23 protein-coding genes are annotated in these 26252 nt (G+C 68.1%); 11 read left to right on the top strand and 12 right to left on the bottom strand.

What is annotated here, in order from left to right:
• Positions 1 to 128: 128 nt before the first annotated feature.
• The gene (locus tag AACH06_RS09425; RefSeq protein ID WP_341425400.1) at positions 129 to 857 is read right to left on the bottom strand and encodes a helix-turn-helix transcriptional regulator; all 729 of its coding nucleotides are present in this window, start codon (positions 855 to 857) and stop codon (positions 129 to 131) included.
• Between the two features lie 86 nt (positions 858 to 943).
• Here AACH06_RS09425 and AACH06_RS09420 point away from each other — a divergent pair, with 86 nt between their 5' ends.
• Positions 944 to 1336: a hypothetical protein gene (locus tag AACH06_RS09420; protein WP_341425399.1), complete on the top strand. Its 393-nt coding sequence runs from the start codon at positions 944 to 946 to the stop codon at positions 1334 to 1336.
• Between the two features lie 81 nt (positions 1337 to 1417).
• On the opposite strand, the gene AACH06_RS09415 is transcribed toward AACH06_RS09420, so the two are convergent.
• Genes AACH06_RS09415 through AACH06_RS09405 form a run of 3 tightly spaced genes read right to left on the bottom strand, consistent with a single transcriptional unit; the run spans position 1418 to position 4982 of the window.
• Positions 1418 to 2587, bottom strand: a complete 1170-nt coding sequence (locus AACH06_RS09415; RefSeq protein ID WP_341425398.1) for an ABC transporter permease — start codon at positions 2585 to 2587, stop codon at positions 1418 to 1420.
• On the bottom strand, positions 2584 to 3375 hold the full coding sequence (locus AACH06_RS09410; protein ID WP_341425397.1) for an ABC transporter ATP-binding protein: 792 nt from the start codon (positions 3373 to 3375) through the stop codon (positions 2584 to 2586). Before AACH06_RS09410 ends, AACH06_RS09415 begins: the two co-directional genes overlap by 4 nt.
• Positions 3372 to 4982, bottom strand: a complete 1611-nt coding sequence (locus tag AACH06_RS09405; protein WP_341425396.1) for an alpha/beta hydrolase — start codon at positions 4980 to 4982, stop codon at positions 3372 to 3374. Before AACH06_RS09405 ends, AACH06_RS09410 begins: the two co-directional genes overlap by 4 nt.
• Positions 4983 to 5214: 232 nt before the next feature.
• Here AACH06_RS09405 and gstA point away from each other — a divergent pair, with 232 nt between their 5' ends.
• Entirely contained in the window at positions 5215 to 5823 is a 609-nt protein-coding gene (gene gstA, locus AACH06_RS09400) for a glutathione transferase GstA (protein WP_341425395.1), read from the top strand.
• Between the two features lie 90 nt (positions 5824 to 5913).
• On the opposite strand, the gene AACH06_RS09395 is transcribed toward gstA, so the two are convergent.
• From AACH06_RS09395 to AACH06_RS09385, 3 genes are all read right to left on the bottom strand, one after another.
• Complete coding sequence (locus AACH06_RS09395; protein ID WP_341425394.1) at positions 5914 to 7530, bottom strand: thioredoxin family protein; 1617 nt, start codon at positions 7528 to 7530, stop codon at positions 5914 to 5916.
• Between the two features lie 142 nt (positions 7531 to 7672).
• Entirely contained in the window at positions 7673 to 8449 is a 777-nt protein-coding gene (locus AACH06_RS09390) for a hypothetical protein (RefSeq protein ID WP_341425393.1), read from the bottom strand.
• Between the two features lie 12 nt (positions 8450 to 8461).
• Positions 8462 to 8743 (bottom strand): DUF427 domain-containing protein, encoded by a 282-nt coding sequence (locus tag AACH06_RS09385; protein WP_341425392.1) that lies wholly within the window; start codon positions 8741 to 8743, stop codon positions 8462 to 8464.
• A 126-nt stretch (positions 8744 to 8869) separates the two neighbouring features.
• On the opposite strand from AACH06_RS09385, the gene AACH06_RS09380 reads away from it, so the two are divergent.
• On the top strand, positions 8870 to 10672 hold the full coding sequence (locus tag AACH06_RS09380; RefSeq protein ID WP_341425391.1) for an alpha/beta hydrolase: 1803 nt from the start codon (positions 8870 to 8872) through the stop codon (positions 10670 to 10672).
• 25 nt (positions 10673 to 10697) lie between these two features.
• Here AACH06_RS09380 and AACH06_RS09375 read toward each other — a convergent pair whose 3' ends face one another.
• Positions 10698 to 11741, bottom strand: a complete 1044-nt coding sequence (locus AACH06_RS09375) for a LysR family transcriptional regulator (protein ID WP_341425390.1) — start codon at positions 11739 to 11741, stop codon at positions 10698 to 10700.
• A 144-nt stretch (positions 11742 to 11885) separates the two neighbouring features.
• Here AACH06_RS09375 and AACH06_RS09370 point away from each other — a divergent pair, with 144 nt between their 5' ends.
• The 3 genes from AACH06_RS09370 to AACH06_RS09360 all read left to right on the top strand — a co-directional run bounded on the left by AACH06_RS09370 (position 11886) and on the right by AACH06_RS09360 (position 14501).
• On the top strand, positions 11886 to 12521 hold the full coding sequence (locus AACH06_RS09370) for an FMN-dependent NADH-azoreductase (protein ID WP_341425389.1): 636 nt from the start codon (positions 11886 to 11888) through the stop codon (positions 12519 to 12521).
• Positions 12522 to 12635: 114 nt separating this feature from the next.
• The gene (locus AACH06_RS09365; protein ID WP_341425388.1) at positions 12636 to 13526 is read left to right on the top strand and encodes a pirin family protein; all 891 of its coding nucleotides are present in this window, start codon (positions 12636 to 12638) and stop codon (positions 13524 to 13526) included.
• Positions 13527 to 13571: 45 nt separating this feature from the next.
• Positions 13572 to 14501 carry a beta/gamma crystallin-related protein gene (locus AACH06_RS09360; protein WP_341425387.1) on the top strand — a complete coding sequence of 310 codons (930 nt, stop codon included), beginning with the start codon at positions 13572 to 13574 and terminating at the stop codon, positions 14499 to 14501.
• Between the two features lie 114 nt (positions 14502 to 14615).
• Here AACH06_RS09360 and AACH06_RS09355 read toward each other — a convergent pair whose 3' ends face one another.
• Positions 14616 to 15950: a DUF4397 domain-containing protein gene (locus AACH06_RS09355; RefSeq protein ID WP_341425386.1), complete on the bottom strand. Its 1335-nt coding sequence runs from the start codon at positions 15948 to 15950 to the stop codon at positions 14616 to 14618.
• Positions 15951 to 16211: 261 nt separating this feature from the next.
• Here AACH06_RS09355 and AACH06_RS09350 point away from each other — a divergent pair, with 261 nt between their 5' ends.
• Positions 16212 to 17039, top strand: a complete 828-nt coding sequence (locus tag AACH06_RS09350) for a flagellin N-terminal helical domain-containing protein (protein WP_341425385.1) — start codon at positions 16212 to 16214, stop codon at positions 17037 to 17039.
• A gap of 9 nt (positions 17040 to 17048) precedes the next feature.
• Here the strand turns inward: AACH06_RS09350 and AACH06_RS09345 are convergent, their stop codons facing one another.
• Together AACH06_RS09345 and AACH06_RS09340 are read right to left on the bottom strand one after the other, a co-directional pair.
• Positions 17049 to 18899: a calcium-binding protein gene (locus AACH06_RS09345; protein ID WP_341425384.1), complete on the bottom strand. Its 1851-nt coding sequence runs from the start codon at positions 18897 to 18899 to the stop codon at positions 17049 to 17051.
• Positions 18900 to 19024: 125 nt separating this feature from the next.
• Complete coding sequence (locus AACH06_RS09340) at positions 19025 to 20257, bottom strand: glycerophosphodiester phosphodiesterase (protein ID WP_341425383.1); 1233 nt, start codon at positions 20255 to 20257, stop codon at positions 19025 to 19027.
• 194 nt (positions 20258 to 20451) lie between these two features.
• On the opposite strand from AACH06_RS09340, the gene AACH06_RS09335 reads away from it, so the two are divergent.
• Positions 20452 to 20727 carry a hypothetical protein gene (locus AACH06_RS09335; RefSeq protein ID WP_341425382.1) on the top strand — a complete coding sequence of 92 codons (276 nt, stop codon included), beginning with the start codon at positions 20452 to 20454 and terminating at the stop codon, positions 20725 to 20727.
• A gap of 88 nt (positions 20728 to 20815) precedes the next feature.
• On the opposite strand, the gene AACH06_RS09330 is transcribed toward AACH06_RS09335, so the two are convergent.
• Positions 20816 to 21379 carry an NnrU family protein gene (locus AACH06_RS09330; RefSeq protein ID WP_341425380.1) on the bottom strand — a complete coding sequence of 188 codons (564 nt, stop codon included), beginning with the start codon at positions 21377 to 21379 and terminating at the stop codon, positions 20816 to 20818.
• Positions 21380 to 21535: 156 nt separating this feature from the next.
• Here AACH06_RS09330 and AACH06_RS09325 point away from each other — a divergent pair, with 156 nt between their 5' ends.
• The 3 genes from AACH06_RS09325 to AACH06_RS09315 all read left to right on the top strand — a co-directional run bounded on the left by AACH06_RS09325 (position 21536) and on the right by AACH06_RS09315 (position 26225).
• Positions 21536 to 22417 carry a hypothetical protein gene (locus AACH06_RS09325; RefSeq protein WP_341425379.1) on the top strand — a complete coding sequence of 294 codons (882 nt, stop codon included), beginning with the start codon at positions 21536 to 21538 and terminating at the stop codon, positions 22415 to 22417.
• A 128-nt stretch (positions 22418 to 22545) separates the two neighbouring features.
• Positions 22546 to 23709: a TRAP transporter substrate-binding protein gene (locus tag AACH06_RS09320; protein ID WP_341425378.1), complete on the top strand. Its 1164-nt coding sequence runs from the start codon at positions 22546 to 22548 to the stop codon at positions 23707 to 23709.
• A complete protein-coding gene (locus AACH06_RS09315; protein WP_341425377.1) occupies positions 23706 to 26225 on the top strand; it encodes an ATP-binding protein in 2520 nt (839 codons plus the stop codon). The genes AACH06_RS09320 and AACH06_RS09315 overlap by 4 nt, the downstream gene beginning before the upstream one ends.
• Positions 26226 to 26252 lie beyond the last annotated feature (27 nt).

Here is a 26252-nt window from a genome sequence, read left to right as displayed (position 1 = left end):
TCATAGGTACTCCGGTCGGTGAATGCGCTGACGCAGCGCGTACCGCCATTGAAGCAATCGCCCTCTTTTTCGAACACTGTCAACTCTTACAGGTCGGCGGTAACCACGTGTCACCGCCTACGCAGAGCTCAGTGAATCAGGCCAAGGCGCAGTGCCTTCAGCACCGCCTGGTGCTTGTTGACCGATCCCAGCTTGCGCATCGCGTTCTGGATGTGCAGCACGGCCGTGCGTTCACTGATGCCGAGGATGCTGCCCACTTCCCATGCTGTCTTGCCCTCCATCGTCCAACGCAACGCTTCGAGCTCGCGCGGCGTCAGTGAGGGTGTTTCGACCAGCTTCTCTGCAGGCACGAACAAGCGCAATGCCGTGTCCTGTGCATGCACGGCAAACAGCTGCAGATCAGCCACGATGCGTGTCAGTTCACTCGGCTCCTTGGGCAGACGTTGATCACGGTCGACGCCCAACATGAAATGTCGACCCTCCGGCAGGTGCAACGCCAAGGCAATGCCCGTGCGGTAGCCAAACGCGGCCTGCTCCTCCCACAAGTCGATCGCCCCGGTACGCAGGTACGTTTCCTGATCCCAGACGATCGGCACCGCGCCCCTTTTGCAGTGCTGCATCACCGGGTCGCGTCGGTGCGTGTCTACCGCCGAGGCTCCCGCCTGTCGATAGTCCAGCGGCATGTTGTCGATCGTGACGAAATCTGAACGCGTCAACGACTGGTCGACGACCGTCATCGCCGACACGTACTGAAACCCGAGCTCATTGGCGAAATGCACGATCTGGCCACGGAAGTCTTCGATGGACTTCGCTTCCATGATCGACAGATAGCTGTGGCTCAGCACACCACTGTTCATCACATCACCCTGACAGGATTGACAGCTAGCCGGTGCACCAGGACCTCTCCAGACTTCAGGCTGTACAGACGAAGAAGAAGGCCACCATGCACACGACCTCCAGCGTCTCCATGCCACCCCCCTGGGCGCTTTATGCCTGGCCCGCCATTTTCTGCCAGGCCAGCATCAAGCGTAAGGCAAGATTTGTCCACTTGGGCACCCGCGTGACCACCTCAGGCAGTCGGGGCAGCCCGTGTGCCGGGCAGACCGTCTGGAGCGAATACCTCGACGAGGGTCAGGCCGGTCTCGCGTGGGACTGGATCCAGATCGCCGAGGGCGTCGTCGCGATGGCCAACCCCTTGTGCGTCGTGACGAATTTACGCCTGGTGGGCGAACACGGCGAGCCCTTGGCCGCACGCGAATCGGCCTTGCACCTGAGCCGCATGGTCTGCCAGCTGCCGTGGCAAGACGAGGTCTGGCGCGTCGTCCAGGCGGCCTGAGCGAAGACGCCGCATCCGCCAGGACGCACACCGCGCCTTCACCGCATCGACCGCGGAGAAGGCGCTTCGCCGCCTGAGCGGTCAGCGAACCGCCGCCTTGGAGAATTGTCGAGAGACGTAGAGCAGGCAGACGAACGCCAACACGCCACAGGCCGCCGCAGGGAGCACCAGATCCATCGCCCCCATCGGCTCGCCCTTGAGCACGCGCCCCATCAGCGTCGACTGCGCCAGCCCCGGCACCCACAGGTGCCAAGGCTTCTCGCCCTCCTGGTTGAACAGCATCATCATCGGCAACATCGACATGCCCAGCACCACCACGGTGGCGTTGGCCTGAGCCTCTTTGAAGCTCTTGCAGCGGATCGCGATGGCCATCAGCAGCGCCGACAACGCCCCCGCCAACGGCGCCAGCAAGGCCAGGAATGCGGACGCCTCCGACATCCCGTACTGGAACATCGCCGCCAATGACTCGCTCTTGAGCAGCCACTGCCCCGGCAGGAAGCTCAGCGAAGACAGCACCGCGATCAACATGCCCACCGCCGCCACGGCGCCCCATTTGCCGATCACCAGCGCCAGGCGCGACGCGGGGTTCATCAACAGCGGCTCGAGCGAACCTCGCTCCCGCTCACCGGCGGTGGTGTCCAACGCCGCATTCAAGGCGCCGTACATCACAGCCATCAGAACGAAGAAAGGCAGCATCCCCGTCAACTGCGCCGCCCGGGTGGCGGGGTTGGCCAGGTCCAGCTCGTTGACCTCCACCACCTCCATCGCCACCGGCCCCACTCCACGCACCGCCAGCCGAAGCGTCGCCTGTTCCCGGTTGAAGCCATCGACCAGATGCATGATGCGCCCGGCGCCCCCCTGCGCACGCTGGTTGGCACTGCTGGTGATCACCTGGACCACCGGCACCTCACCCCGCGCCAGGTCGGCTTCGAAATCCGGCGGAACCACCAGCACCGGATCCCCCAGCTTGTTGTCCTTCAGTTGTTTCTCGTAGTCCGGCGGGGCCACCTGCAGCGTGTACGTCTGACGCAGCAGGTAGTTGCGCAACGTCGGCGCCTTGTCCATCCCGACAGCGACCAGCTCGCGCGCATCGGCACGCTTTTCCAGCTCGGAAACCAACGTGGAGATCAGGACCAGCACCAGCGGCCCGATGGCCACCGAGCTGAGGAAGACCATGAACAGCGTGCGTCGGTCGCGCAACGCGTCGCGCAATTCCTTGGTGAACACGGTCCAGGCTGATCGGGCCATCATGCGGCTTGCTCCCCGGCCAACTGGCCAGCGTGGTCTCGTTCGGCCGGCGTGAACGCCAGGTCGACAAAGGCTTCTTCAAAGTCGGTCTGTCCGGTGCGGGCCGACAGCTCGGCCACCGTGCCCTGCGCCGCGGTGCGCCCGTGCGAGATCACGATCACGTGGTCACACAGGCGCTCCACCTCTTGCATGATGTGCGTCGAAAAGACGATGCACTTGCCTTCGACATCGCGCAGCCGGCGCAGCGCTTCGCGCAGCGCCCGCGTGGCCAACACATCAAGGCCATTCGTCGGCTCGTCCAGGATGATGTTGGGTGGGTTGTGCACCAGCGCGCGAGCCAACGCCGTTTTCATCTTCTCGCCCTGGCTGAATCCATCGGTGCGGCGATCGAGCAGAGGCTCCATGTCCAGCACCTTCGCCAGCTCGTCTGCACGCGCCGCCGCCGCCCGGTGCGTCAGGCCATGCAGGCGTCCGTAGTAGACGATGTTCTCGCGCGCGGTCAAACGCGGGTACAGGCCCCGCGAATCCGACAGCACCCCCATGCGACCCAGCGCCTTCATCGGCTCGGCTGCCACGTCGATGCCGTCGACGCGGATGCGCCCGGCGTCCGGCTGAATCAGCGCCGCCACCATGCGCAGCGTGGTGGTCTTGCCGGCCCCGTTCGGCCCGAGCAGCCCGGTGATGCGGCCATCCTCGGCGCGCCACGTCACACCGTCCACCGCACGCACCTCGCGCGCCTGTCGCCCGCGCCCCTGCACAAAGCGCTTGGCCAGTTGTTCGACTTCAATCATCGGTCGGCTTTCGAAGAGGGAGCGTCGTCAGGACCGGGCCGCCGGTGGGGCACTGGCGCCGAAGCTGCGGGCGCTGGGGGCGGCGCCGAAGCGGCCACCGGCAAGGGCATCGCGAAAGCGGGCGGCCGCGGCAGGCTGCTGGCGCATTCCGCATCCTTCTGCACCGCATTGAGCGCCTCCGACTCGGCGTCGGTATCAATGAAGCGGAACATCACATCGCGCATGCAACCGATCGCCATCGTGCCGTGGCCGGCGTGAGCCACCACCACGTGCCGCGCCTTGGCGCCGAGGGCCTTGGCGACCCGCTCGCCATGGCGCGGCGGCGTGACCGGGTCATCACCCCCAGACAGCACCAGCGTGGCAGCCTGTGCCGGCGGTATCGAGTAGAACGCTTCCGGCACGGTCGCCTTGGGCCAGATCGCGCAGGCATCTCGATACTGCGTCAAGGCCGCATCGCCGAAGTCGGCGCCCGGCTTGTCTGCGGTCTTGCCCAGCCGCGGCATGTCCTCCGCGCAGACCACCGAGAAGTGCATGCCCATCGCAAGGTCGATGCCGCGGCTGTTGCCACCCATCGACGTCGCCAGGCCGACGATCGCGCCATAACGGCCGGCCGCCGCCTCGCTGATGGCATACGGCAGCGCCGACGCCAGCGACGGCACATACAGCGGCAAGCGCACCAGGCCGACCAGCATGTCGCGCGTCAGCACGAAGCGCTCCTCGCGGCCTGTCACCGGGTGCGGCACCACCACCTCGCGCGGCATCGCGGCCAACACGGCCGCCCACTGCGAGCGAAGTTGCGGGTAGCGTTGGCGGCAGGTGGCATCGGCCTGCGGCCCTTCGCACGCTGCCAGCAGCGCATCGAAGGCGCGCTGCGCGTCGGGCGAGAACGACCCCGGCAGCGCCATGTCGGGTGGCGCCACCCCATCAATGATGGCGCGTCGCACCTGCCCCGGGAACTGGCGCATGTACTCCAGCACCGCACGCGTACCGTACGAGCCACCCATCACGTTGACCTTCTCGGCGCCCAGCGCCCGTCGCACCGCGTCGGCGTCCGCCATCGCGATGGTCGTCGTGAACTGGCGCAGATCACCGTAGGGCAGCTTCTGGAGACTGTCGCGACACGCCTGCAGCATCGACGTCTGTCGCCCCTGGTTGATCGCCTCGGCGATCGGCTTGGTGGGCGCATCCACCTCGCAGTTCAGCGGGGCGCTGCGCCCGGTGCCGCGCTGGTCGATCAAGATGACATCACGGCGGTTCAGAAAACGCCCCAACACCCGCGACACCGCCTGCGCAGCGCCGATCGCGCTCTGCCCTGGCCCGCCGGCAAAGAACAGCACCGGATCCGGCTTCTTGTTGCGGGCGATCGCCGGCAGCACGGCGACATGGATGTCGATCTGCGGGCCATCGGCGCGCGCAGGATCCAGAGGTCGGCGCAGCACCCCACACTGCGCCTCGTGATCCACCCCGCGCAGGCGACAAGGCTTCAAGGCCAGCGCCGGCTCGGCCGCCGGCGCGGGCCCGGCCCCGGCCAGCGTGCACAGCGCCAAGCCCCAGGCCAGCCCGGCGCGCCGGGCGGCGCCCCATGATTCGGCTCGTTGTTGCTTCATGGCCGGCGATTGTGAAGGCACTCGCGGCCCCCGCGCGCCGAACCGCGATGAAACGCCGGGTGACAGACACCAACACCGGTCCGATGCGCATCAACTGCAGGGCGCCGCCGGCCTGCGCAGCGGGGCCGTCGGCCCGCTCCCTGCCGATGCCCCTCGCCTTTCCTCGGTCTTGGCCTTTGGATGGATGATCGCCGCCTCTTCTCGATGTTCACTTCAATCCCAAGGAGACCCCATGAAGCTCTACTACAGCCCCGGTGCCTGCTCTCTGTCGCCCCACATCGTGCTGCGTGAAGCCGGCCTGCCGTTCGACCTGTCGCTCGCTTCGACCAAGACCAAGAAGCTGGCCGACGGCAGCGATTTCCTGGAAGTCAACGCCAAGGGTCAGGTGCCGGTGCTCGAGCTGGACGACGGCGCGCGCCTGACCGAAGGCCCCGTGATCGTCCAGTACCTGGCCGACCAGAAGCCCGAATCCGGCCTGGCCCCCAAGGCCGGCACGATGGAGCGTTATCGACTGATGGAGTGGCTCAACTTCATCACCAGCGAACTGCACAAGAGCTATTCGCCGCTGTTCAACCCGGCCATGCCCGAAGAAGGCAAGGCGGTCTACCGCGCCCGCATCGCCGACCGCCTGCAGTGGGTCGACAGCCAACTGGCCGGCAAAGACTACCTGCTGGGCGCGCAGTTCTCCGTGGCCGACGCCTACCTGTTCACCGTCAGCAACTGGAGCGGCTACGTCGGCATCGACATGAGCGGCTACAAGAACCTGGCCGCCTACCGCGAACGCGTGGCCGCACGCCCGGCCGTCAAGGCCGCGTTGGAAGCCGAAGGCCTGAACAAGTGACACCCCGACGAGGGCGGCTCCCGCCCTCGCATGGGCACGGCGAGACGGCCGCAACGCCCCGGCACTCGCCGGTCGTTGCGGCTCGGGGGATCAGGCCTTCTTCAGCACGTTGTCGCAACTCGCGCGCTGCGAGTCGCCAGCAGGCAGCTTGGCGCAGACCGGGCTGAGCTGGGCGCGCAGGCGCTCGACCACCGCCTTGTGCTGGCCCTTGGCGTTCCACGCCGCCAGCTTGTCCCCCACCTTCTGCATCGAACGCGCACTGCGCTCGTAGAAGGCCCCCTGCTGGCCGTCGGCCTCACGGATCAGCTGCGCGACCGTCTTCTCGATCTGGGCCTCGTCCTGCGGTGCCAGTTCCACCAGGGCTGCCACGTAACTGGCCCCCCACTGCAAGCGCGTGGCCGGACCCTCGCTCTTGTTGAACGCCTGCTCGGACCAGCTCAGTGCCTCCGCGGTGCGGCCCTGCTTCTTGGCATTGCCCGCCAGCTGGCTCATCAGGTAGTAGGGCGAGTGGCTCTTCGGCAGGCTGGCCTGCAGCAGTGCATCGCTGTCCTTCCACAACCCCGACTGGCCCAGCACGTAGGCCACGGACGTGATCACCGCCTGACGCTCGTAGCCTTCGGTCACTTCCTTGTCGGCGCGCGCCGACTCGTCACGCACCTGCTTGACCAGGGCTTCGGGCAGTTTGGGCTTGAGCGTGTCCTTCGGTTGCCCCAGGCGGGCCAGCTCCACCCGGCCGATCAGCGCCGAGATTCGATCGGCGCGCGACAGGCTGGCATCGCCTTGCAGGCGCACCAGCGCCGCATCCAGCGCCGCGACCATCGCTTGCCGATCGGCACCCGGCTTGGGCGCCAGGGCCTCGGCCAACGATGGGGCGAAGTTCACCACCACGTCCATCTGGCTTCGGGTGGCCGCCGGATCCGCCAGCAGCTTCTTCACCCTCTCACGCAAGGCGGCATCGACGGTGATCACCGGCTTGGCCTTGGGATCGCCCTCGGCCTGGCCGGCCAGGGCCTTCAACAGCAGGCGGGTGGCCGTCTCGGCCTCGGTGGCCGGGCAGCTGCTGGCCAGTTGCGCCAGCAGCGGCGCCCGTTCGGCCTCAGGCACCAGCTGGGCCTCGTCCGTGTCCCATGAATAGAACGCCAGCATGCGCCATTCGTTGGGCGATACCGGCTTGCCCGCCTTGGCCTCGGCCAGCACCGTCTTCACCGGTCGGCCACCGGCCAGGCCCATCTGCAGCACATTCATCACCGCCGGCGCATCGGCCTCGCCCGGCAGGCGGGTGATCTCGGCGCCATCGGTGTTGAACAGGATCATCGTGGGGTAGCCGCGCACCTTGAAGCGCGAGCCCAGCTTCTGCGCGCCGGGCAGGTCACCATCGATGCTGACCGCGACGAAGCTCTTGGAGCGCTCGATGAAGTCCTGCCGGTTGAACAGGGTGGCCTTCAGCTGATTGCACGGAGGGCACCACTTGGCGCCCCAATACACCAGCACCGGCTTGCCCTCGGCCTTGCCCTGGGCGAAGGCCTTCTCAATGTCGGCATCGGCCGCGGCCGGCAACCAGGCCACCTGGGCCGTCCCGGGCGCCACGGTGGCAACCGCAGGGCCGGAATGGACGGTGAGCGACAGCCCCGCCCAGGCGAGACAGACCACGGACACGGCACGGGCCGCAAAGGACAGACGAGACGGCGGGAAAGTGGACGCAGACACGGGGATCTCCAGTGAAGGGGCCGAGCGAACCGGCCTCATGTGCCAGCGGGTGGGCCGGGTGGGCCGCCGCGATCAGCCGATGATTGTGCGACAGCCCCTTTCTCCCCGCCGCCGGCAACGCCAGCTTGTGGAAGATGCTTGATCAATCCACCGACCCGCCGGATTCGCCCAGCAAGCTCTGCGCGTCGTCATCGGCCGGCTCGGCGTTGGCGCGGGCCAGTGCCATCCACACACTGAATGGCAGGCGAAACGCCCGGCGCGGCGCCGGCCGCAACACCTCCAGCGCACCGAAGGCCAAACCCGCCTGCTCGTCCGTCCCGGGCAAGGGGTGCGCTCGCATCACACCGTACACGTCGGGCACTTCGTCGGCCTCGCCGATGCCCGCTTTCAGCACATACCAGCACTCGCCGCACAACGCCCGGTACGCCTCCCCCTTCGTCGGACGCTTGAGGTCGCCCAGCAAATCGGCACGCCGCACTTTCACCTCGTGGACCACCGGCTCCACGTAGTCCTCGACCGTCGTGTGGCGGATGGAGTACACATCGGGCATCGCGATGGCCCAGCGCGTCACCGGTGCGACCTGGCCATCCGGGCCGGGCAGCTCGCCGGCCACCGGGGCCCGCAAGCTGAGCCCGCGCCACACCACCCGGCCAGCGCGTTGCATCTCCAGCGCCACCCTGGCCACCAGGGCCTCGTGGGCATCGCGCGCCGCACGGTTGCGCTGCAGCGTGGCCGCCAGCACCTGCACGCCCGCATCCGTCACGCGCAGCGTTTCGCGCCCTTGCGCATCGCAGCGACGCTCAAGCCAGCCGGCCGCCAGCAGCTCGACCTCGACCCCATCCTGGCAGGGCCACCCCGCCGAGCGCCAGACTTCACGCAACCGGCGCCGATGGACCAAAGTCAGAGACTGGGGATCCACGGCGCGACGGCTTTATTCGACAATCTGCACCCCGCGGCCGAATGCCACGCGGTCTTTGATCTGCGCAGCGGCATCGGACGGCTCGGGGTAATACCAGATGGCGTCGCTCGCCAGTTCACCGTTGACCAGCAAGCTGAGGTAGCGGGCCTGGCCTTTCCAGGCGCAACTGGTGCGGTGGTTCGAGAAGCTCGTGTACTCGCGCTTCAAGGACGCCTCGGGAAAATAGTGGTTGCCTTCGACCACGACCGTGTCATTGCTCTCGGCCACCACCACGCCGTTGAAGATTGCTTTCATGCCCGCTCCTGTGTCTTGCTGTACGAATCGATGCTACTGCGCCCAGACGACGGGCCCGCGCGTCCGCCCCGCCCGACAGGGCAACCCTATACTGAAAACGGCCTGCAGGCCGGACGGGATCACATCATGAGGGAGTCCACCCCACCGCAGAGCCAGCCGGCCACCCCGGCCCCCAGCGCTGCGCCGATCGCCTTTGGCGCAGCCGAGACCCGCTGCTTCGGCTGGTACCACGCCCCGCGCGGAACGCCCCGTGCCACCGGCGTGGTGCTGTGCCGCCCGGTCGGCTACGAAGGCACCTGCGCCTACGAGACCTACACCCAGCTCGCCGAACGCCTGTCCGACCGGGGCTTTGCGGTGATCCGCTTCGACTACCACGGCACCGGTGACTCGATCGGCAGCGATTCTGATCCCGATCGTGTCCAGGCCTGGCAAGCCTGTATCTCCGCCGGGCTGGACGAAGTGCGGCGGCTGGCCGGCACGCCCAGGCTCGCGCTGTTCGGCGTGCGCATCGGCGCCACGCTGGCCACCAAGGTCGCCAGCGAGCACGGCGGGGTCGACAGCCTGGTGCTGTGGGCGCCCTGCGCCAGCGGCCGGGCCTTCACGCGCGAGTTGCGCGCGGCGGGCACCTTGCGGGCGCACGCGCCGCGCGCGGGCGAGACCGGCGGCGATGATCTGGAGACCATGGGCACGCTCTACACCGCCCAGACGCTGCAGGATCTGCAGGCCCTGGACGGCAAGCCCTCCACCCCGGCCCCGGCGCGCCGCGCGCTCTTCATCGCCCGAGACGACATCCCCGGCGCCGGCCCGCTGCCCGCCGCCTTCAGGGAAGCCGGCATCGACTGCGACGTCGTCGAGTGGCCCGGCTACACCGCGATGATGGCCGAGCCGCACGAAGTGGACGTGCCCACCTCGACGCTCGACAGCATCATCGACTGGATCGCCGCCGGGGAACCGGCCGACGCCCGGCCCGAGCCGCGGCAAGGCGCCGAGGCCCCGCTGCAGCGCGATGCGGTGTTCGCGGGCGTGCGGGAGATCCCGCTGCTGTTCGGTCACGAACATGGCTTGTTCGGCATCCTGGCCGAACCCGAACGACTCGATCCGGCGGACAACCGGGCCGAAACCGCCATCCTGATGCTCAACGTCGGCACCAATCACCGGGTCGGGCCGAACCGGCTGTACGTGAAGATGGCGCGCGCCTGGGCGGCCCGCGGCTATCGCTCGCTGCGATTCGACCTCGCCGGCATCGGAGACAGCCGGAGCGCCGCCGGCTATGCCTCGACGCGGCTGTACTCCAAGGGCTCCACGGTCGACGTGGGCGCCGCGATCGAGCGCCTGTCGGGGCTGGGCGTGCGGCGCTTCATTCTGGTGGGCCTGTGCTCGGGCGCCTATGTGGCCTTCCAGACCGCGCTGGCCGACCCCCGGGTGACGGGCTTGGTGCTGATCAACCCGCGCCGCCTTGATTGGAGCGAAGGCGAAACACTGCAAAGCGCGATGCAGCGCAGCTACAAATCGAGCCACTACTATCGGAAGGCCTTGTTCGAGACCAGCACCTACAAGCGCCTGCTGCAGGGTGACATCGACGTTCGCGGCATCGCCGGCCGGCTGGCCACCTTGACCCGCGTTCGCGCCGAGCGCGCCGCGCGCCGCCTGCTGGGCCGCGCGCCGGCCGAAGAGAACGTGTTGGCCAACATGCGCCTGCTCAGTGAACGCGGCACCGACATCCTGCTCATCGTCGCCGAGGAAGACGATGGCCTTGACTACCTCGAGTTCCACCTCGGCCCGCGCGGCCGCCACATGAGCGGTCAGCCCAACTTCCGCATGCTGATGGTGGCCGGCGCCGACCACACGCTGTCGCAGACGGAAAGCCAGGTGCATGTGATCGAGGCCGTCCGGCAACACCTGGACCACACCGGCGCGAACATCGGCTGACGCCGCCGCGGACGCGGTCGTCTGGTCAACCCACAGGGGGCGGCAGCATCGGCTCGCCCCCTGGCCCGGGGCACTGCCCCCCGGTACCACACACATCGGCACCCGGCTCGCGGCACGGCGAGAGGGCCGCGGCCAACGCGTCAATGAAGGCCCGCGTCTTGGCGGGCATCAAACGCCGCTCCGGGAATACCGCCCACGCCGGGGCGGGCGTCGAGCGCCATTCGGGCAGCACACGCACCAACTCACCCGATCGCACATAGGGTGCGGCGAAGAAGTCACCCGCCAGTGCCACGCCGAGGCCCGCGCGCGCCATCTGCAGCAGCACCGCCGGCGAATTGGCCAACATGCGCGCCGGCGGCAAACCCTGCCACTGCTCGACAGGCGCCTGCGCTCCGGCGCCCTCCACGGGGCGCTCCAGCCGCCAGACCATCGGCTCGCCACCCTGGCCCGCCACCGCCAAACCGCGCCACGGCGCGTCCGGCCGCGACAAGTCGTCCGGATGCGTCAGCACACCATGCGCCTGGACCCAATCGGGCGAAGCGAACAGGCTGCCGCTGAACCAGGCCAGACGCCGCGCGGACAGGTGCGTGTCGTCGGGCAGGTCGCCCATGCGCAGCGCAAGGTCGAAGTTTTCGGCCAGCAGGTCCACGCGGCGCGGCGACAGATCCAGCTGCAGCGTGACGGCGGGGTGATCGCGCACGAACTGCTGCAGCATCCCACCGAGCGCCAGGAGCGCCAGATCCCCCGGCATCGAGACACGCAGGTGCCCGCTGGGCTGCGCCTGCCGGTGTTGCGCCAGCGCGAGTGTCCCGTCGACCTCCGCCACCACCTGCCGCGCATGCTCCAACACCGCCGCACCGAACTCGGTGACGGTCAGCCGGCGCGTGGTGCGCAGGATCAGGCGCTCGCCCAGCAGCGCTTCAAGCCCCGACAAACGCCGCGACAGCGTTGATTTCGGCAGACCGAGTTTGTCCGCCGCGCGGGTGAAGCTGCCCGCATCAGCCACATGTGCGAACAGCGCCAGGTCGTTCGGATCGACGGTGGACGAGGGGGACATCAGGCCGGACATGGCGCGCTTTCGAGTCGGAAGGTCGCCGCCATTGTTCCACCAGAGGAACAAACTTGACCATTCGAGTAGATTTATCGCGACCAATCATCTCAATACAGTGAAGCCATCGAGCCACGGCTCACCATCCGAGACGAAAGCCCCGCCATGAACATCCTGCAAGTCAACTCCAGCGCCCGTGTGTTCGACAACGACCAGGGCTCGCACTCCACCCGGCTCGCCAACGAGTTGTCGGCGCGCCTGCTGCGCCAGCATCCCGGCGCGACCCTGACCGTGCGCGATCTGGCCCGCCAGCCGCATCCGGTGCTCGATGAAGCCACGCTCGGCGCCCTGTTCACCCCGCCCGAAGCGCGCAGCGCCGAACAGGCCGCCCGTGTCGCCCTGGACGACGCGCTGATCGCCGAGATCCAGGCCGCCGACGTGGTGGTGCTGGGTGTGCCGATGTACAACTTTGGCGTCACCGCGCAGTTGAAGAACTGGATCGATGCCATCGCCCGCGCCCGGGTGACCTTCCAGTACACCGAGAAGGGGCCGGTCGGCCTGCTCACCGGCAAGACGGTCTATGCCGTGCTGTCGCGTGGCGGCGTTCACCGCGGTACAGACCGCGACAGCCAGGTGCCCTACCTCCAATCGGTGCTGGGCTTCCTGGGCATGACCGACGTGCACTTCATCTATGCCGAAGGGCTGGCCATGGGGCCCGAAGCCGAAGCGCAGGCGCTGGCCAGTGCACGCCAGGAAATCGACCAACTGCTCCCAGCGCAGGGCGAATCGGCGGTGGCTTGAAGTTCCGCACCGATGCCCCGGCCCCGATGCCCCGGCCCCGGTGCCAGGCCGCCCCCGCTCCCACCGAGCGCAGGCACACTCCGCCCTCAACCGAATCGAATCTGGAGAGACACGATGGCCACCACGCTTGAATCGACAACGCCCCAAACGCTGGCCCGGCCGCGTCGCGTCGAGCGCCTGGTCATCGGGCGCCCCACGAGCGACGGCGCCGGCGTGAAACTGACCCGCGTCCTGACGCAGGATCTGCAACTTCGGCTTGATCCCTTCCTGATGCTCGATGCCTTTGGCACCGACAACGCGGACGATTACATTGCCGGCTTTCCAGACCACCCCCACCGCGGCTTCGAGACGGTGACCTACATGATCGCCGGCCGCATGCGGCACCGCGACTCGGCCGGCCATGAGGGCTTGCTGGAGAACGGCGGCGTCCAGTGGATGACCGCCGGCCGCGGCATCATCCACAGCGAGCTGCCAGAGCAACAGGAGGGCCGCATGGAGGGCTTCCAGCTCTGGCTGAACCTGCCCGCCAGCGACAAGATGGTGCCCGCTTGGTACCGCGACATCCCGGCCGGCGAGATCCCCCATTGGCGGGCGCCGGGGGTGGACGTGGCCGTGATCGCCGGCACGGCCGGCACGGGATCGACCGCCGTGGCCGGGGCTATGCAGCGCGAGCACACCGAGCCGCTGTACCTCGACATCCAGCTGGACGCCGGCGCCCGGTTCGAGCAATCGCTGCCGCCAGGGCATCACGCCTTTGTGTACGTCTTTCGCGGTGAGGTGCGTATCGGCGACACGCCTGTGCCCAGCCAACGCATGGCGATCCTGGCCCAGGACGCACAAGCCGATGGGGTGGTCCTGGCTGCCGGCGAGGCGCCAGCACGCGCGCTGCTGATCGCCGGCCGCCCCCTGAGAGAGCCAATTGCGCAGTACGGGCCCTTCGTGATGAACTCGCAGGCTCAAATCATCCAGGCGGTCGAAGACTTCCGCGCCGGGCGCTTGGGCTGAAGCCCGCGGCGAGGCCAGGCCGCCTCCACCGGAGGAGACGCGACCATGACCCTGCCGAAACCCCTGCTCTCTGTGATCGGCGTTGCCGCGGCGTGGGCCGCCGCGCCCGACGTCGCCGCGGCACCGATCGAACTGTACGAACAGCCGCAGTTCCAGGGCATGGCCCTGGGGCTGGACCGCGCCAACCCCAATCTGGCCGATTACGGCTTCGACAACAAGGCCCTGTCGATCGTGGTGCGCAGCGGCACGTGGGAGCTGTGCACCGATGCGCAATACCGTGGCAACTGCCTGGTGTTGGGCCCGGGCCAGCACGCCACCCTGCCGGCGGGCCTGCAAAGGTCGCTCAGCTCGGTGCGGCCCAAAGAGGGGGGCCCAGCCAGTGATGGCGGCGCAGAGGCGCAAGCGGCCGTGGTGCTCTACGACGACGGCGACTACAGCGGCAAATCGCTCGCCGTGAACGGCCCGATCGCCTCACTGGGCAAACTCAACATGGGTGACCGCGTGTCGTCGGTCGACGTGCGGCGCGGCGTCTGGCAGCTGTGTGAAGACTCGAACTTTCAAGGCAGCTGCATCGTGCTGGAACCAGGGCGTCACCACCTGACGGGCGGCATGCATGACGAGGCCTCGTCGATCCGGCCCCTGTATGGTGCCAACCGCCAGCCCCTGCCTGACGCGGGCGGGCTCACCTTGTTCGAGAACAGCGACTTCAGTGGCCGCAGCATCCTCATCACCGCTCCGACCGAATACCTGGGACGGGTGGGTTTTGGCGACATGGCGTCCGCCGTCGAGGTGCATTCGGGCCTGTGGGATGTCTGCACCGATTCGGTCTACAAGGGCCGCTGCATCACCCTCGGCCCGGGCCGCCACGTGCTGAGCGGCAACCTGCACGACCGCGCTTCTTCCGTCCGCCCGCGGCTGCCCGACAACTCGCCCGCTTGGCGCGGCGCAGATCCGGAACGTCGACGGATCTACTGACGCCCGGCTGAACCCGCACGCCCCTCATCGTGAGTCGGCGCTGCTCTGCGCCGGTGAAACTCCCATAAAAAAAGCGGGGCCGTGGCCCCGCTTTCTGGTTTTGGTCAGACCCGCTCAGCGGCTCGGGCTCAGGCGTGCTTGGGGCTCCGCGACGCCGTTGTTCAGGCGGTCGAACACGAAGACGGTGAAGACGCCCTTGGCCGTCAGATTCTGTTCCAGCAAGGACGTCACGCTGCCTTGGGTCGGCGAGGTGATGTCGATGTCGGCGGAATCGCTGGCCGTGCGCACATCGAAGTCGGAGGCGGTGCCGAAGGCCTGGTCGCTCACCGAGTCACCCGAATCCACCGTCATCGACAGGTTTTGGTCCATCAGCATCGGCGAGGCGTGGATCAGGCGGATCTTGTACTTGGTCGACGAGGTCGGCAGACGGTTGTCGTCGTCGATGACCGCCACCGAAGCCGTCCCAGCCGTCTTGCCCACCACCAGCACGGTGGTGTCCGAGCCGGCCGCCAACGTCACCGTCTTGTCGGCCAGGGCGGTGCCATCGACCGAGGTCTTGAGCGTCACGCTGCCCGCGTTCACCAGCACATAGTCCTTGGTGGTGAAAGAGCCGACATTGCTGCCCAGGATCACGTCCGAACTGGCGCTGTCGTCCGCATTGACCGTCACACGCGAGAAGGTGGGCACCGTGGCGTCTGCCACCGCCGCCACCATGCGCACACGGGCCTGGGTGTTGAGGTACGACGTGACGTCACCGTCTTGGACCACCCCCATGGCGTGGACCAGCACACCACCGGCACCGGGCGTCAGCACCAGCGTCATCACGTCCTTGCTCTTCAGCACGACACCCGAGACATCCAGCCGCAGGTCGTCGGTGTCACCGGTGCCGGTCACCCGCAGGCGGTAGGTGCCCGAAGACACCGACGTGAAGCCGGTTTGGTTGCCTGCGTCGACCGAAGAGACGATCGGGGTGGACGCATCGAGGTCGGCATCCGCCTCAGTCAGGTAGACGTCGACTTCGCCGGCGTCCGCCGACGTGTTCAGCACACCGACCTTGGTCTTGTCGCTGTCGGCAGCGTCCTCGTCGTCGGTCAGCAGCCAGGTTTTGAGGGCACCTTCCCAGCCGTACGCCACCAGCGTGTATTTGTCGCCGGAGCCCAACTGGCGCGACTGGCTCAGCAACTCGGTGCTGGAGCCTGCGGCGGTCAGGACGTTGTCGATGTCATCGCCCGCCTTGACGTTGGCGTAGCTGCTGCCGGTGCCGAAGTTGACCGCCGACGCCACCTTCTCGTCGTCCACCAACAGGTCGAGCGAGGCATACCCGCTGCTCGCGTTCACGAGGCGCATCTTGGCGTCGTTGCCGTTGTCACCGCCGCCACCGCAAGCGGTCAGCCAGGCCAGGGGCAATGCGGCCGCGAGGCCCAGCAGGTGGCGTTTGTTGATACGCATGGTCAATCCAGATCCCTTTGCTACAGCCCGGATGGTCGGCAGGCCGTGTTGCGTCAATATTGCGCCCTGTTGCCGGTCGTGAAGAGACCCGCCCTGAGGGAGCGTCCAAAGACGAGAGGATAACCGGTGTCGGCACCTTGCTTTTCCGGCGATCTGAAGGGGCGTTTTCGTGGCATGGGTCACGGCCTGGCGGCTTAAGGAGGCGCCTGGCGCTCACAACGCCCTCCGACGAGACGATCCACACCGCATCGCTGCGCCTCCGTGCCGACCGCCATGTGGAACTTCAGCCCCTCGTACAGCCCGTCTTCCCGCTGGATCGACAGCGCCAGCTCCCGCCTGCAGCTGAGCACCCAGCGCCTGTCCACCTTGCGCCGAATCAACAGCGCCGCCGACGATGCAGCCGGCCTGTCGATCTCAGAGCGGTTCCTGTCGCAGATGAACGGCGAGCGCATCGCCCATCAAGGAGCGATGGACGGCTTGTCGCTCGCCGAGACCGCGGACGGCGCGCTCGGGCAAGTCTCGAGCAACCTGCAACGCATGCGCGAGCTGGCCCTGCAGTCCCGCAACGGCACGCTCAACGACAGCGACCGCGCCAGCCTGAATGCCGAGTACCAGCAACTGGGTGAAGAGGTGAACCGGGTCATCGGCTCCACCAGCTTCAATGGGCAGAAGATTCTGTCCAGCGAGGCCGGCACCCGCCAGATCAACACCGGCGCGGGCTCGAACGACACCCTCGACCTGACCACCCCTGATCTGCGCAACAACAGCGACCTGGCCGACGTCACCGGTGGAAGCATCAGCACATCGGGCGGCAGCGGCGACATGATCGACGCGATCGACAAGGCCATGGAGTCGATCGGCCAGCACCGGGCCCAACTGGGCGCGGCCCAAAATCGGCTGCAAGCCGCCGCCGACACGAGCGACCTGCGCTTCGAGAGCAGCGCCCGCGCCTACGACCGCCTGGTCAGCGCCGACGTGCCTTCCACCAGCAGCAGTTGGCAACAGGCCCAGGTGCAGCAGTACGCGGCGATCGCGATGTTCCGCCACAACCAAACCACGATGCAGCGACTGCTCTCGCTGTTCGGCTGACAGCGGCGCTCAGGTCGTCCAGACCAGGTCTTCCACCGCGATCGAGGTGGCCGTCCACAATGAAGCGACCACGGTCAATTCGTCGGCCGTGACCTGCGCATCGGCGCCCGATGAAGTGAACGACAACAGCTGGGTCTGGTCCCCGTTGTCCACCACGAAGAGCACCGTCTGGCCCGTCTGATAGGCCTGGTTCGCACTGCCGATCGCTGCAGCAGCGCTGTCCAGCGTGATGTCCCCGAAGATGTCCGCCGCCACCAGCACCAGTTCAGCATTCGAGTCGAAGCCGCCAGGGCCATCGATCGTCACCGCGCCATCGATCACCAGATCGCCGTTGCCCACCGAAATGGCGGACTGGCTGACACCCAGGTGGTCCGCACCGCTGGCGAAATCAGTCGTCCAGGTTTGATAGGGGTACAGATTCTGGTGGTCTGTCATCACGAACAGGTCGCTGCCCTCGCCCCCTTTCAGCGTGACCTCGCCGAAACCACCCGCATTCACATTGACTTGCAAGGTGTCGTCGCCGGCCCCGCCGTCCACCACGCACTGGCCATTGGTCAGCGTACCGGTGATCGTGTCGCGGCCATCGCCGCCGGACAGGGTCATCACGGAAGACGAAGGCGTCATCCGGTAGCCCGTGATGATGTCGTCGCCAGCCCCACCAACGAGTGAGAGGTTCCCCACCAGGGTGCCGCCGCGGAGCGTGTCGTTGCCATCGCCGCCCCAGCCCGTCAGGTGGTTGTTGAGTGACGTGACGTCGATGGCGTCGTTTCCGATGCCGCCGTCCACCCACAGGCTCTGGTAGCCCACCCCGCCGGAGCCCCGGATGACGTCGTCGCCGGCCCCACCCTCGGCATTCGATGCGATGCTGAAGCTCATCAGATCGTTGCCATCGCCACCCGACTGGGCGCCGCCGCCGCTCAAGGTATCGTTGCCCGCACCGCCATCGAGGTAGTCGCTCGCCCCGTGGTACATGCCACCCGAGCCGCCCTGCAGCACATCGTCGCCATCGCCGCCGTGCAAGGCGTTCGCCCCGGCCATCACCGTCAGGCTGTCGTTGCCATCACCGCCGATCAGCTCGTCGCTCGAATAGGCATGCAGGCCCGCGGTGAGGACATCGTCGCCCGCCCCGCCATCCAGGGTGTCGCTGGAGCCCGGTGAGAGCACCGTGCCGCCATGCAGGGTGTCATTGCCGTCGTGGCCCACCAGCAGGTCTGAGCCGATCCAGTCGGACATCGTGTTGTCGAGTGCGTTGCCATCGCCCCGCATGCCGGCTGTCGAGGGGGACCGCATCACCAGGTTTTCGACTCCGTCGCCCAGCGTGTAGTCGATCGAAGCGACGACGGTGTCGGTGCCCTGCCCCGGCTTTTCGACCACCACGTCCCCGGCATCGCCCACATGGTAGGTATCGTCGCCCTTGCCGCCGACCATGGTGTCGGCACCGGCACGGCCGTCCAGATCGTTGTGGCCGGCGTTGCCCGTGAGCTTGTTGGCCAAGTCATTGCCGACACCCGACAGGTCGTCGCGGCCACGCAGCTCCAGGTTCTCGACGTTGTCAGCCAGCGTGTAGCTCACGCTGGCGAGCACCGTGTCCTTGCCCTTGCCAGACGACTCGACGACCCGATCGCCGGCGTTGTCGACCACATACGTGTCGCCGCCCTTGCCACCGCGCATCTCGTCGGCACCCTCGCCCCCATCGATCGTGTCGGCCCCGGAGGTACCGACCAGGGTATCGTCTCCCGGCGTGCCGTAGATCACCGATTCCGGCGACAGCCGCCACCAGGCCACGTCATCCTCGGAAACTCCGACGCGCGCGTCCTGAACGGCAGGGAGCAGGCGTCCCGCGAGCCAGCGTTGAAACATGGTGTCGTCCTCCTGACAAGTTATGTGGGAGGTCATTCCATGCCGACAGCCGGCGATCGGCCATCCTACGTTCGTGGTGGGCGTCGCCTGGGGCGTGAAGCTGTTCACACCCCGGGCGATCTCGATCAGCGCGTGCAGCCGCCCTTCACCAGGCACTGGCGGTAGGCCGGCGCGTGCTTGAGCAGGTACATCGAACGCCCGGCCACCGCGCTCTCGGTGAAGTCTGAGAACAGGCCGTCCACGCCCAGCTCATAGAAACGCTGGTACTCGCGGGTCGGCGTACCCAGGTCTTCCAGCGGCAGGCGCGAATCCTCGCTGCGGAAGGTGTACGGATGCACCACCAGGCCTTGTGCGTGGGCGTTGGCCACCACCGCGGTGGGGGGCAGCACGGTGCGATCGGCCTCATTGACCAGGCCATCGCCATTCGCATCCTGGCAGGCCCCCTGCGCCACCACCTTGCAGGCCGTGGACTGCAGGTAGTACTTCCAGGGCCCGACGCCGTCCGCGTACGTGGCCACCTCGGCCAGGCCCGCGGGCGTGAGCAGGTCGCTGAACAGGCCCGGGCGACCCGACACCACCCAGTCATACGGCTTGTCGTAGGGCGGCGCGAAGCTGAGCGTCCCGTCCGGGTTCAGGCCGTCGGCGTCGACCAGCTGCACCAGATGCACCCGGGTCTTCTGACGCAGCTCGCGCAAATTGGCCGTCTCGAAGCTCTGGATGAACACCGGCGCATTGCGGTAGTTCCAGCCCGCCAGCGTCAGCTCGTCGAGCAGCCGGTCTTCCAACGCCAGACCGAGGCTCTTGTGGTACGTCGGGTGCTTGGTCTCGGGGTAGATGCCGATCGTGCGGCCCTTTTCCAGCGTCTTGCGCTTGACCAGCGCGATCACCTCGCGCAGCGTCGGGATCTTGTACTCGCCATCGAAGCCATGGTCACGCTGGGCCATCGGCTGCACGGCGCGCAACTCCTTGATCTCGGCCAAGGTGAAGTCGCTGGCGAAGAAGCCCTCTTCGGCGGCGCCGTCGACGATCGCCACGCGCTTGCGCGATGCGAACTTCGGGATGCTCGCGACGTTGGTCGTGGCGATCAGGTTCGGCTCGTGGCGGGCGATCAGCACGCCGTCCTTGGTCGCCACCAGGTCGGGCTCGACGAAATCGGCCCCCAGCTCGATCGCCAGCGCATAGCCCTCCAGCGTGTGGTCCGGCAGATGGCCAGGCGCACCCCGGTGGCCGATGACCAGCGGCGGCCCCGACAACTGCGGCAGGCCGGCTTGCGCCGCACCGGCGGCCAGGGTGCCAAGCACGGTCAGCACGGCCGCAGCCAGGCGGTGGGTGCGGTGGGGGGTTTTATGCAGGGTCATCGTGAGCCTCCAGGACATCGGAAAGGCCTGCGACCTTAGCCACCGGGCATGACGCCCACAAGAATCCTTGGTGACTGTCCAGTGACAGAAATGACCGCCACTCACCCCGTTGTTCGGCGGCTCAGCCTGGGAGAAACCCGCGTAACGTTACATACATCCTGTCACGGCTCCATTGGACCCAACGGAGGGCCTCCATGAAACCCGTCTATCAGCCCACCTACCGCTCTGCCCCTCGCCCCGAGTTGCCGCCACTCACCTGGCCGGCACCGCTGGACGAAGTGCCCCCGATGAGCATTGCGAAAGCGCCCGAGAGCCCGGGTTGGCAGGACACTCAGCCTCACGGCGCGAACGCCGAAGCCGGGTTGTTCGATGTCGAGCGCGGCGGCGTGTTCGAGGAATCGCTCAACGGCCTTCAGGTGCGCGAGCTGATCGGCAGCAAGCTTTTCGAGCGTCTGTTCGGCAGCAAGTGATCCGCCCGCGGCTCGCGCCGCGGCGACGACACAGCACCCCTCGCTCTGTCTTACGCGGCCTGACCCCAGGTGCCCACCGGGGCCGAGATCAGAACGGGCGCACGCCGATCCACGCGGCATGGGCCCAGAAGGCGAAAAACGCCCAGGCCGCGCAACCCGCCAGCACCGCCACCGCCGTGCGGGCCGGTTTGACCTCCACCTGCACCGGGCCACGCCGCCGAGCGCTGCGGAAGCCCACGATCGCCCAGACCAGGAACCCGCCGAACAGCACCAGGTCGGCCAGCGTGTTGTTGGCCAGAAGGTGGGCGAACGCCCACAGCTTGGTGCCCAGCAGCATCGGGTGTTGCAGCCGAGCCTGGATCGCGTTGCCGCCGACCTGCGAAGCGGCCAGCAGGATGAAGGCGACCAGCACCAGCGGCGGCGCCAGGTGCTTCAGGCCCACCGGGGTCTGCCACAGCACCACCGGCTGCTGGCGCGCCTGGCCATAGCCCCACACCAGCAGCGCGAATCCCACCAGCGACACGGCCGAATAAAGGCCACGCCAAGCCGTGCGGCCCAGCCGCGCCATTTGGGCCTCGCGCCAGGCAGGGGCCACGATGCGCACCGAATGCATGCCCAGAAACAGCACCAATCCCCACACCAATGCGGCCATGCGCGGCACCTCTTCCTGATGAAGCCAAGGATTCCCGGCCGGGATTGTGGCGGCATCCCTAAAGCGCGCCCAGGATGACCCTGTATGGGGGGATGACACGCATCCCGCTTGGCCGCACGCTCACGGCGCGACGCCCCCCGCCGCGAGGAGACCGCGATGCCGAATCTCACCCCCGCCCTCACCCCCGCCTTGCGTGCCGAGTACCAGCAGCTGTTCGACAGCTGCCAGATTCGCCCCGAGCGGCAAGACGAGGTCGACGCCACGGCCGACCTGGCCATCGGCCAGCGGCACCGCTACCAGGCGGCGGCCGAGCCGCTGGGCCTGCCGTGGTACGTGGTCGCCGTGATTCATCACATGGAATCCCGTGCCCGCTTCGACACCCACCTTCACAACGGCGACCCGCTCAGCGCCCGCACCACCCACGTGCCCGCCGGGCGGCCCGTCGCCGGCACGCCTCCCTACCTCTGGGAAGACAGCGCGGTCGATGCACTGCGCCTGGCGCGGTACGACCAATGGCATGACTGGAGCGTGCCGGGCATCCTTTTCAAATGGGAGAGCTACAACGGCTGGGGCTATCGCCGCGCGCACCCCGAGGTCAAGAGCCCCTATCTGTGGAGCTACACCTCGCACTACCTGCGCGGCAAGTATGTGGCGGACGGCACCTTCTCGGCCGGCGCCGTCAGCAAGCAGCCGGGGGCCGCCGCGCTGTTGCGCCGCCTCGCGGAAAAAGGATGCCTGGACGCCCCGCCCCTTCCAGCCCGGCAGAGGCCGCTCCCGGGCGAACCACCCGGTGACCGCACCACGGTCACCACCGCCATGGCGCGAGCCGCTCCGCAGAGCCGCCTTGAATCGGCGATGCCGACCCGCCTGCACTACAGCCCCGACGATGTGCTGCCCGACGCCATCGCGCTGCAGCATTTCTTGAACCAGTTCCCGGACATCTTTCTGCGCGAAGACGGGCAGCTCGGCCCCCGAAGCTCAGAGGCCTTCCGCCGTGTGTTCGGCGTGTACCTGAGCGGCGATCCGCGGGCTGGCTGAAGGCGACGCGCCGCTGTGACAGCACCGCGGCTTCCTGCCATACTGATTTACGCTGCCCACCGAGGGTGTGGGCTGGACGATGCGCGCACGATTGGGGCCTGTTCACACCACAGGAAGGGATCGCGTTGATGACCGACTGCACAGCCCTCGGCGGCCGAACCGCCCTCGCCGTGCGACCCCGTCCGCATCGCGCCGGGCGGACCGCCAGGGTGATGGTGGCCTTGTGCGCCGCCGCCCTGGTCGGCCCCCTGCCAGCCCAGTCTCCACCACCGGCCGCTGCGTCAGCGCCGGTCAGCCCCACCACCGGCCCGGTCTCCCTGCGGATCGTGGGCGGCTTGGCCAACGTCAATCAATACACGAGGCAGGAAGAGCCCTTCTGGGTGCAGGAGTTGCCGCGGCTGTCGGGCGGCAAGCTGCGCGCCACGATCGTGCCGTTTGACCGCGCCGGCATCCGTGGGCAGGACATGCTGCGCCTGATGCAGCTGGGTGTCGTCCCCTTCGGCACCGCATTGGTCTCGCTGTCCAGCGCCACCGAGCCGCTGCTCGGCGCCGCCGACCTGGCCGGGCTCAACCCCGACATCGCCAGCCTGCGCCGGCACACGGCCGCCTACCGCCCCTTCCTGGAAAAGACGCTCCGGGAGCGCCACGGCGTGGAGCTGCTGGCCATCTACGTGTACCCGGCCCAGATGCTCTTTTGCCAGCGGCCATTGAAGGGACTGGCGGATCTGGCCGGGCGCCGTGTCCGCACCGCCAGTGCAACCCAGGCCGACTGGGCCGAGGCCCTCGGCGCCAAGCCGATCAACACACCGTTCGCGGAGCTGGTCCAGAACCTGCGCAGCGGCAATGTCGAGTGCGCCCTGACGGGCAGCATGTCCGGCTACACCATCGGCCTGCAGCAGCACACCCAGCACCTGTTCACCATGCCCGTCAGCTGGGGCATGGCGGTCTTCGGCGCCAACACGACCGCCTGGTCCGCCTTGGCGCCCGAGCAGCGATCGATGCTCAAACAAGAGCTGATGCGGCTGGAACAGGCCATCTGGGCCGATTCGGAGCGCGAGACCGGTGAAGGCGTGCGGTGCCTCACCGGCGAACAGGACTGCGGCGGCCGCTCCGGCCGCCTGCAAGCCCATGCCCCCACGTCCGACGACGACCAGCGCCGCCGCGCCGTGCTGGTCGACACGGTGCTGGCGCGCTGGCTGCAACGGTGTGGCCAGACCTGCGCCGACGCCTGGAAGCAGACCATCGGCCCGATCAGCGGCATCCAGGCCAAGCCGGGGCTCGGCACGCCATGAATCCGCCGCGTCGAGTGCAGTGGGCCATCGCGGGCTTCGTGGCGGTCTTCGTCGGCGCGGTGCTGGCCGCCGCCACGACGCTGATCAGCAGCGAAGAACGCGATGCGCTCGATGAAGCTCGACAGCGGGCCGAGCGCTTCATTGCGGGCGCCGAAGCCTCGCTGAACCGCACCCTGCTCGGCGTGGACGTGATGCTCGCCGGCACCGAGGCCCTGCTGCGGCCGCACCGGTTGGCCAACGGCACCTTCGATGTCACCGGCACCCAGGCCCAGCTGCGCACCACCATCAGCCAGAACCTGCTGGTGCGCGACCTGGTGCTGCTCAACCCCGACGGCTCGGTTCTCGCCGCCGCCCAGCCCGACAGCGCCCGGCTCGGCCTGCCACTGCCGCCCAATTTCGTCAGCGACGCGATGGCGCTGCCTTCGCCGCAGCTGGTGATCAGCCCGCCGCTGGTCAACTTCATCACCACCGAGCGGATGATCTACTTCGCCCGCCCCATCGAGCTGGGCGGCGGTGCGCGGCTGCTGGCGGTGGCCGAGGTGCCGGCATCGCTGGTGGCCAGCCTGTTGTCCCAGGCGGCCGACATCGACGGCCTGGTGGCCACCCTCGAGCGCGACGACGGCCAACTGCTCGTCAGCGTGCCGCCGCACGATGCGCTGATCGGCCAACGGCTCGCCCAGCCGCTCGGCGAGGCCATGCCCACCGGCCACGCCGAACCCTCGCCGGCCCGCATCGGCGGCGCGCCCGCCCTGGTCGCTGTTCGGCCAGTGCTCTACCGGCCCCTGCTCGTGGCCGCCTCCATCCCCATCGAAGCGGCGCTGGCCAATGCCCACGAGCAACGGCGATTCGTGCTGGCCGCGGCCCTGCTGTTCCTGCTGATGGTGCTGGGTGCCGGCGCCTTCACCCACTGGCACCTGGGCCGCTTGTCGCAGGCGCGCGCCGAGGTCGACCGCAGCAAGAGCATGCTCGACCAGGCCCTGGCCTCGATGGCCGATGGGATGCTGCTGTGCGACGCCAACGACCGGGTGGTCGTCTGGAATCTTCGGTTCCTGCAGATCTACCCCTGGCTGAGCGAAGTGATCGCCCCCGGCGTGCCGTTTGAGCGGCTGGCCCTGGTCACCGTCAACGCGATGATGCCGGACGCCCCCCCGGAAGACCAGCAAGGCTGGGTGCAGCGCCGACTCGCGATCCACCGCACCGAAGACGGCCAGCACGAGCAGATCCTGCCCAACGGCCGGGTCATCCATGCCGTCGAACGGCACACGGCCGACGGCGGGGTGATCACGATCTACCACGACGTCACGGCGGCCGAGCGGGCCCTCGAACGCGCGCGCTCCGAAGCCGAGGCTGCCAACAAGGCCAAGTCGCGTTTCCTGGCCTCGATGAGCCACGAGATCCGAACGCCCCTCAACGCCGTGCTGGGGATGAATGGGCTGATGCTCAACACACCCCTCACCGCCGAGCAGCGGCGCTACGCCGAGCTGATCCGCAGCTCCGGCCAGACGCTGTTGGCGCTGATCAACGACATCCTCGATCTCTCCAAGGTCGAGGCCGGGCGGATGGAGCTGGAGATCGTCGAGTTCGACCCGGTGACCACGGTCAACGAGGTGGTCTCGCTGCTGGCCGTGCGCGCCGAGGCGAAGGGGCTGGTGCTGGCGATGCAGTCTGCCCCCGGGGTGCCGAACCGGCTGCGCGGCGATCCGAGCCGGCTGCGCCAGGTGCTGTTCAACCTGATCGGCAATGCACTGAAGTTCACCAACGAAGGCCGGGTCGACGTCGAACTCACCCACCGGCCGCTGCCGGGCCGCCGCACTGAGCTGCTGATCGCCGTGCGCGACACCGGCATCGGCATCGATGCCGACACCCTGCCCCGGCTGTTCCGCCACTTCAGCCAGGGCGATTCCAGCACCGCCCGGCGCCACGGCGGCAGCGGCCTGGGTCTGGCCATCAGCCAGGAGATCGTCGAGCTGATGCACGGCCACATCGACGTGCAAAGCCGACCCGGCGCTGGCAGCACCTTCACGGTGAGCTTGCCGCTGGAAGTGGTCAGCACCCCGGCGGCGACACCCACCACCCTGCCACCCCCACCGCCCGCCGAGCAGGCCGCCGAGTCAGGCACCCCCTCACCCACCGCGCGGCGCATCCTCGTGGCTGAAGACAACGGCGTGAACCAGATCCTGATCAAGGCGATGCTGGACCACCTAGGCCACTTCAGCGACATCGTGGCCGATGGCTTCGAGGTGGTGCGGCAGGTGCAGGCCGCGCACTACGACCTCGTGTTGATGGACATCCAGATGCCCGGCATGGACGGCGAGGCCGCCACCCGAGCGATCCGCGCGCTGCCGGGGGCAGTGTCACGCATCCCGATCGTCGCCATGACCGCCAATGCGATGGTGGAAGAGCGCGCCGCCTACCTCGCCGCCGGCATGAACGACCATGTCGCGAAACCGCTCGATCTGGGGCGCCTGGCCGCCGCCATCAGCCGCGTGACGCGCGTCATCGCCACCGCCGCCTGAGCCGCCGCCTGAGCGGGCGCGTTGGAC

The sequence above is a fragment of the Ideonella lacteola genome (genome assembly GCF_038066555.1).
Lineage (GTDB): Bacteria > Pseudomonadota > Gammaproteobacteria > Burkholderiales > Burkholderiaceae_C > Ideonella > Ideonella lacteola.
The sequence above is the reverse complement of the archived record's forward strand: the minus strand, read 5'-3'. Positions and strand labels throughout refer to the sequence as shown.

Excerpts from the sequence above, each read along its gene's own strand:
- AACH06_RS09425 (WP_341425400.1), bottom strand. The coding sequence starts at position 857 with ATGAACAGTGGTGTGCTGAGCCACAGCTATCTGTCGATCATGGAAGCG.
- AACH06_RS09320 (WP_341425378.1), top strand. The coding sequence starts at position 22,546 with ATGACCGACTGCACAGCCCTCGGCGGCCGAACCGCCCTCGCCGTGCGA.
- AACH06_RS09365 (WP_341425388.1), top strand. The coding sequence starts at position 12,636 with ATGGCCACCACGCTTGAATCGACAACGCCCCAAACGCTGGCCCGGCCG.
- AACH06_RS09415 (WP_341425398.1), bottom strand. The coding sequence starts at position 2,587 with ATGATGGCCCGATCAGCCTGGACCGTGTTCACCAAGGAATTGCGCGAC.
- AACH06_RS09360 (WP_341425387.1), top strand. The coding sequence starts at position 13,572 with ATGACCCTGCCGAAACCCCTGCTCTCTGTGATCGGCGTTGCCGCGGCG.
- AACH06_RS09370 (WP_341425389.1), top strand. The coding sequence starts at position 11,886 with ATGAACATCCTGCAAGTCAACTCCAGCGCCCGTGTGTTCGACAACGAC.
- AACH06_RS09410 (WP_341425397.1), bottom strand. The coding sequence starts at position 3,375 with ATGATTGAAGTCGAACAACTGGCCAAGCGCTTTGTGCAGGGGCGCGGG.
- AACH06_RS09345 (WP_341425384.1), bottom strand. The coding sequence starts at position 18,899 with ATGTTTCAACGCTGGCTCGCGGGACGCCTGCTCCCTGCCGTTCAGGAC.
- AACH06_RS09340 (WP_341425383.1), bottom strand. The coding sequence starts at position 20,257 with ATGACCCTGCATAAAACCCCCCACCGCACCCACCGCCTGGCTGCGGCC.
- AACH06_RS09315 (WP_341425377.1), top strand. The coding sequence starts at position 23,706 with ATGAATCCGCCGCGTCGAGTGCAGTGGGCCATCGCGGGCTTCGTGGCG.
- AACH06_RS09325 (WP_341425379.1), top strand. The coding sequence starts at position 21,536 with ATGCCGAATCTCACCCCCGCCCTCACCCCCGCCTTGCGTGCCGAGTAC.
- AACH06_RS09330 (WP_341425380.1), bottom strand. The coding sequence starts at position 21,379 with ATGGCCGCATTGGTGTGGGGATTGGTGCTGTTTCTGGGCATGCATTCG.
- AACH06_RS09405 (WP_341425396.1), bottom strand. The coding sequence starts at position 4,982 with ATGAAGCAACAACGAGCCGAATCATGGGGCGCCGCCCGGCGCGCCGGG.
- AACH06_RS09355 (WP_341425386.1), bottom strand. The coding sequence starts at position 15,950 with ATGCGTATCAACAAACGCCACCTGCTGGGCCTCGCGGCCGCATTGCCC.
- AACH06_RS09380 (WP_341425391.1), top strand. The coding sequence starts at position 8,870 with ATGAGGGAGTCCACCCCACCGCAGAGCCAGCCGGCCACCCCGGCCCCC.
- AACH06_RS09335 (WP_341425382.1), top strand. The coding sequence starts at position 20,452 with ATGAAACCCGTCTATCAGCCCACCTACCGCTCTGCCCCTCGCCCCGAG.
- AACH06_RS09420 (WP_341425399.1), top strand. The coding sequence starts at position 944 with ATGCACACGACCTCCAGCGTCTCCATGCCACCCCCCTGGGCGCTTTAT.
- gstA (WP_341425395.1), top strand. The coding sequence starts at position 5,215 with ATGAAGCTCTACTACAGCCCCGGTGCCTGCTCTCTGTCGCCCCACATC.
- AACH06_RS09375 (WP_341425390.1), bottom strand. The coding sequence starts at position 11,741 with ATGTCCGGCCTGATGTCCCCCTCGTCCACCGTCGATCCGAACGACCTG.
- AACH06_RS09385 (WP_341425392.1), bottom strand. The coding sequence starts at position 8,743 with ATGAAAGCAATCTTCAACGGCGTGGTGGTGGCCGAGAGCAATGACACG.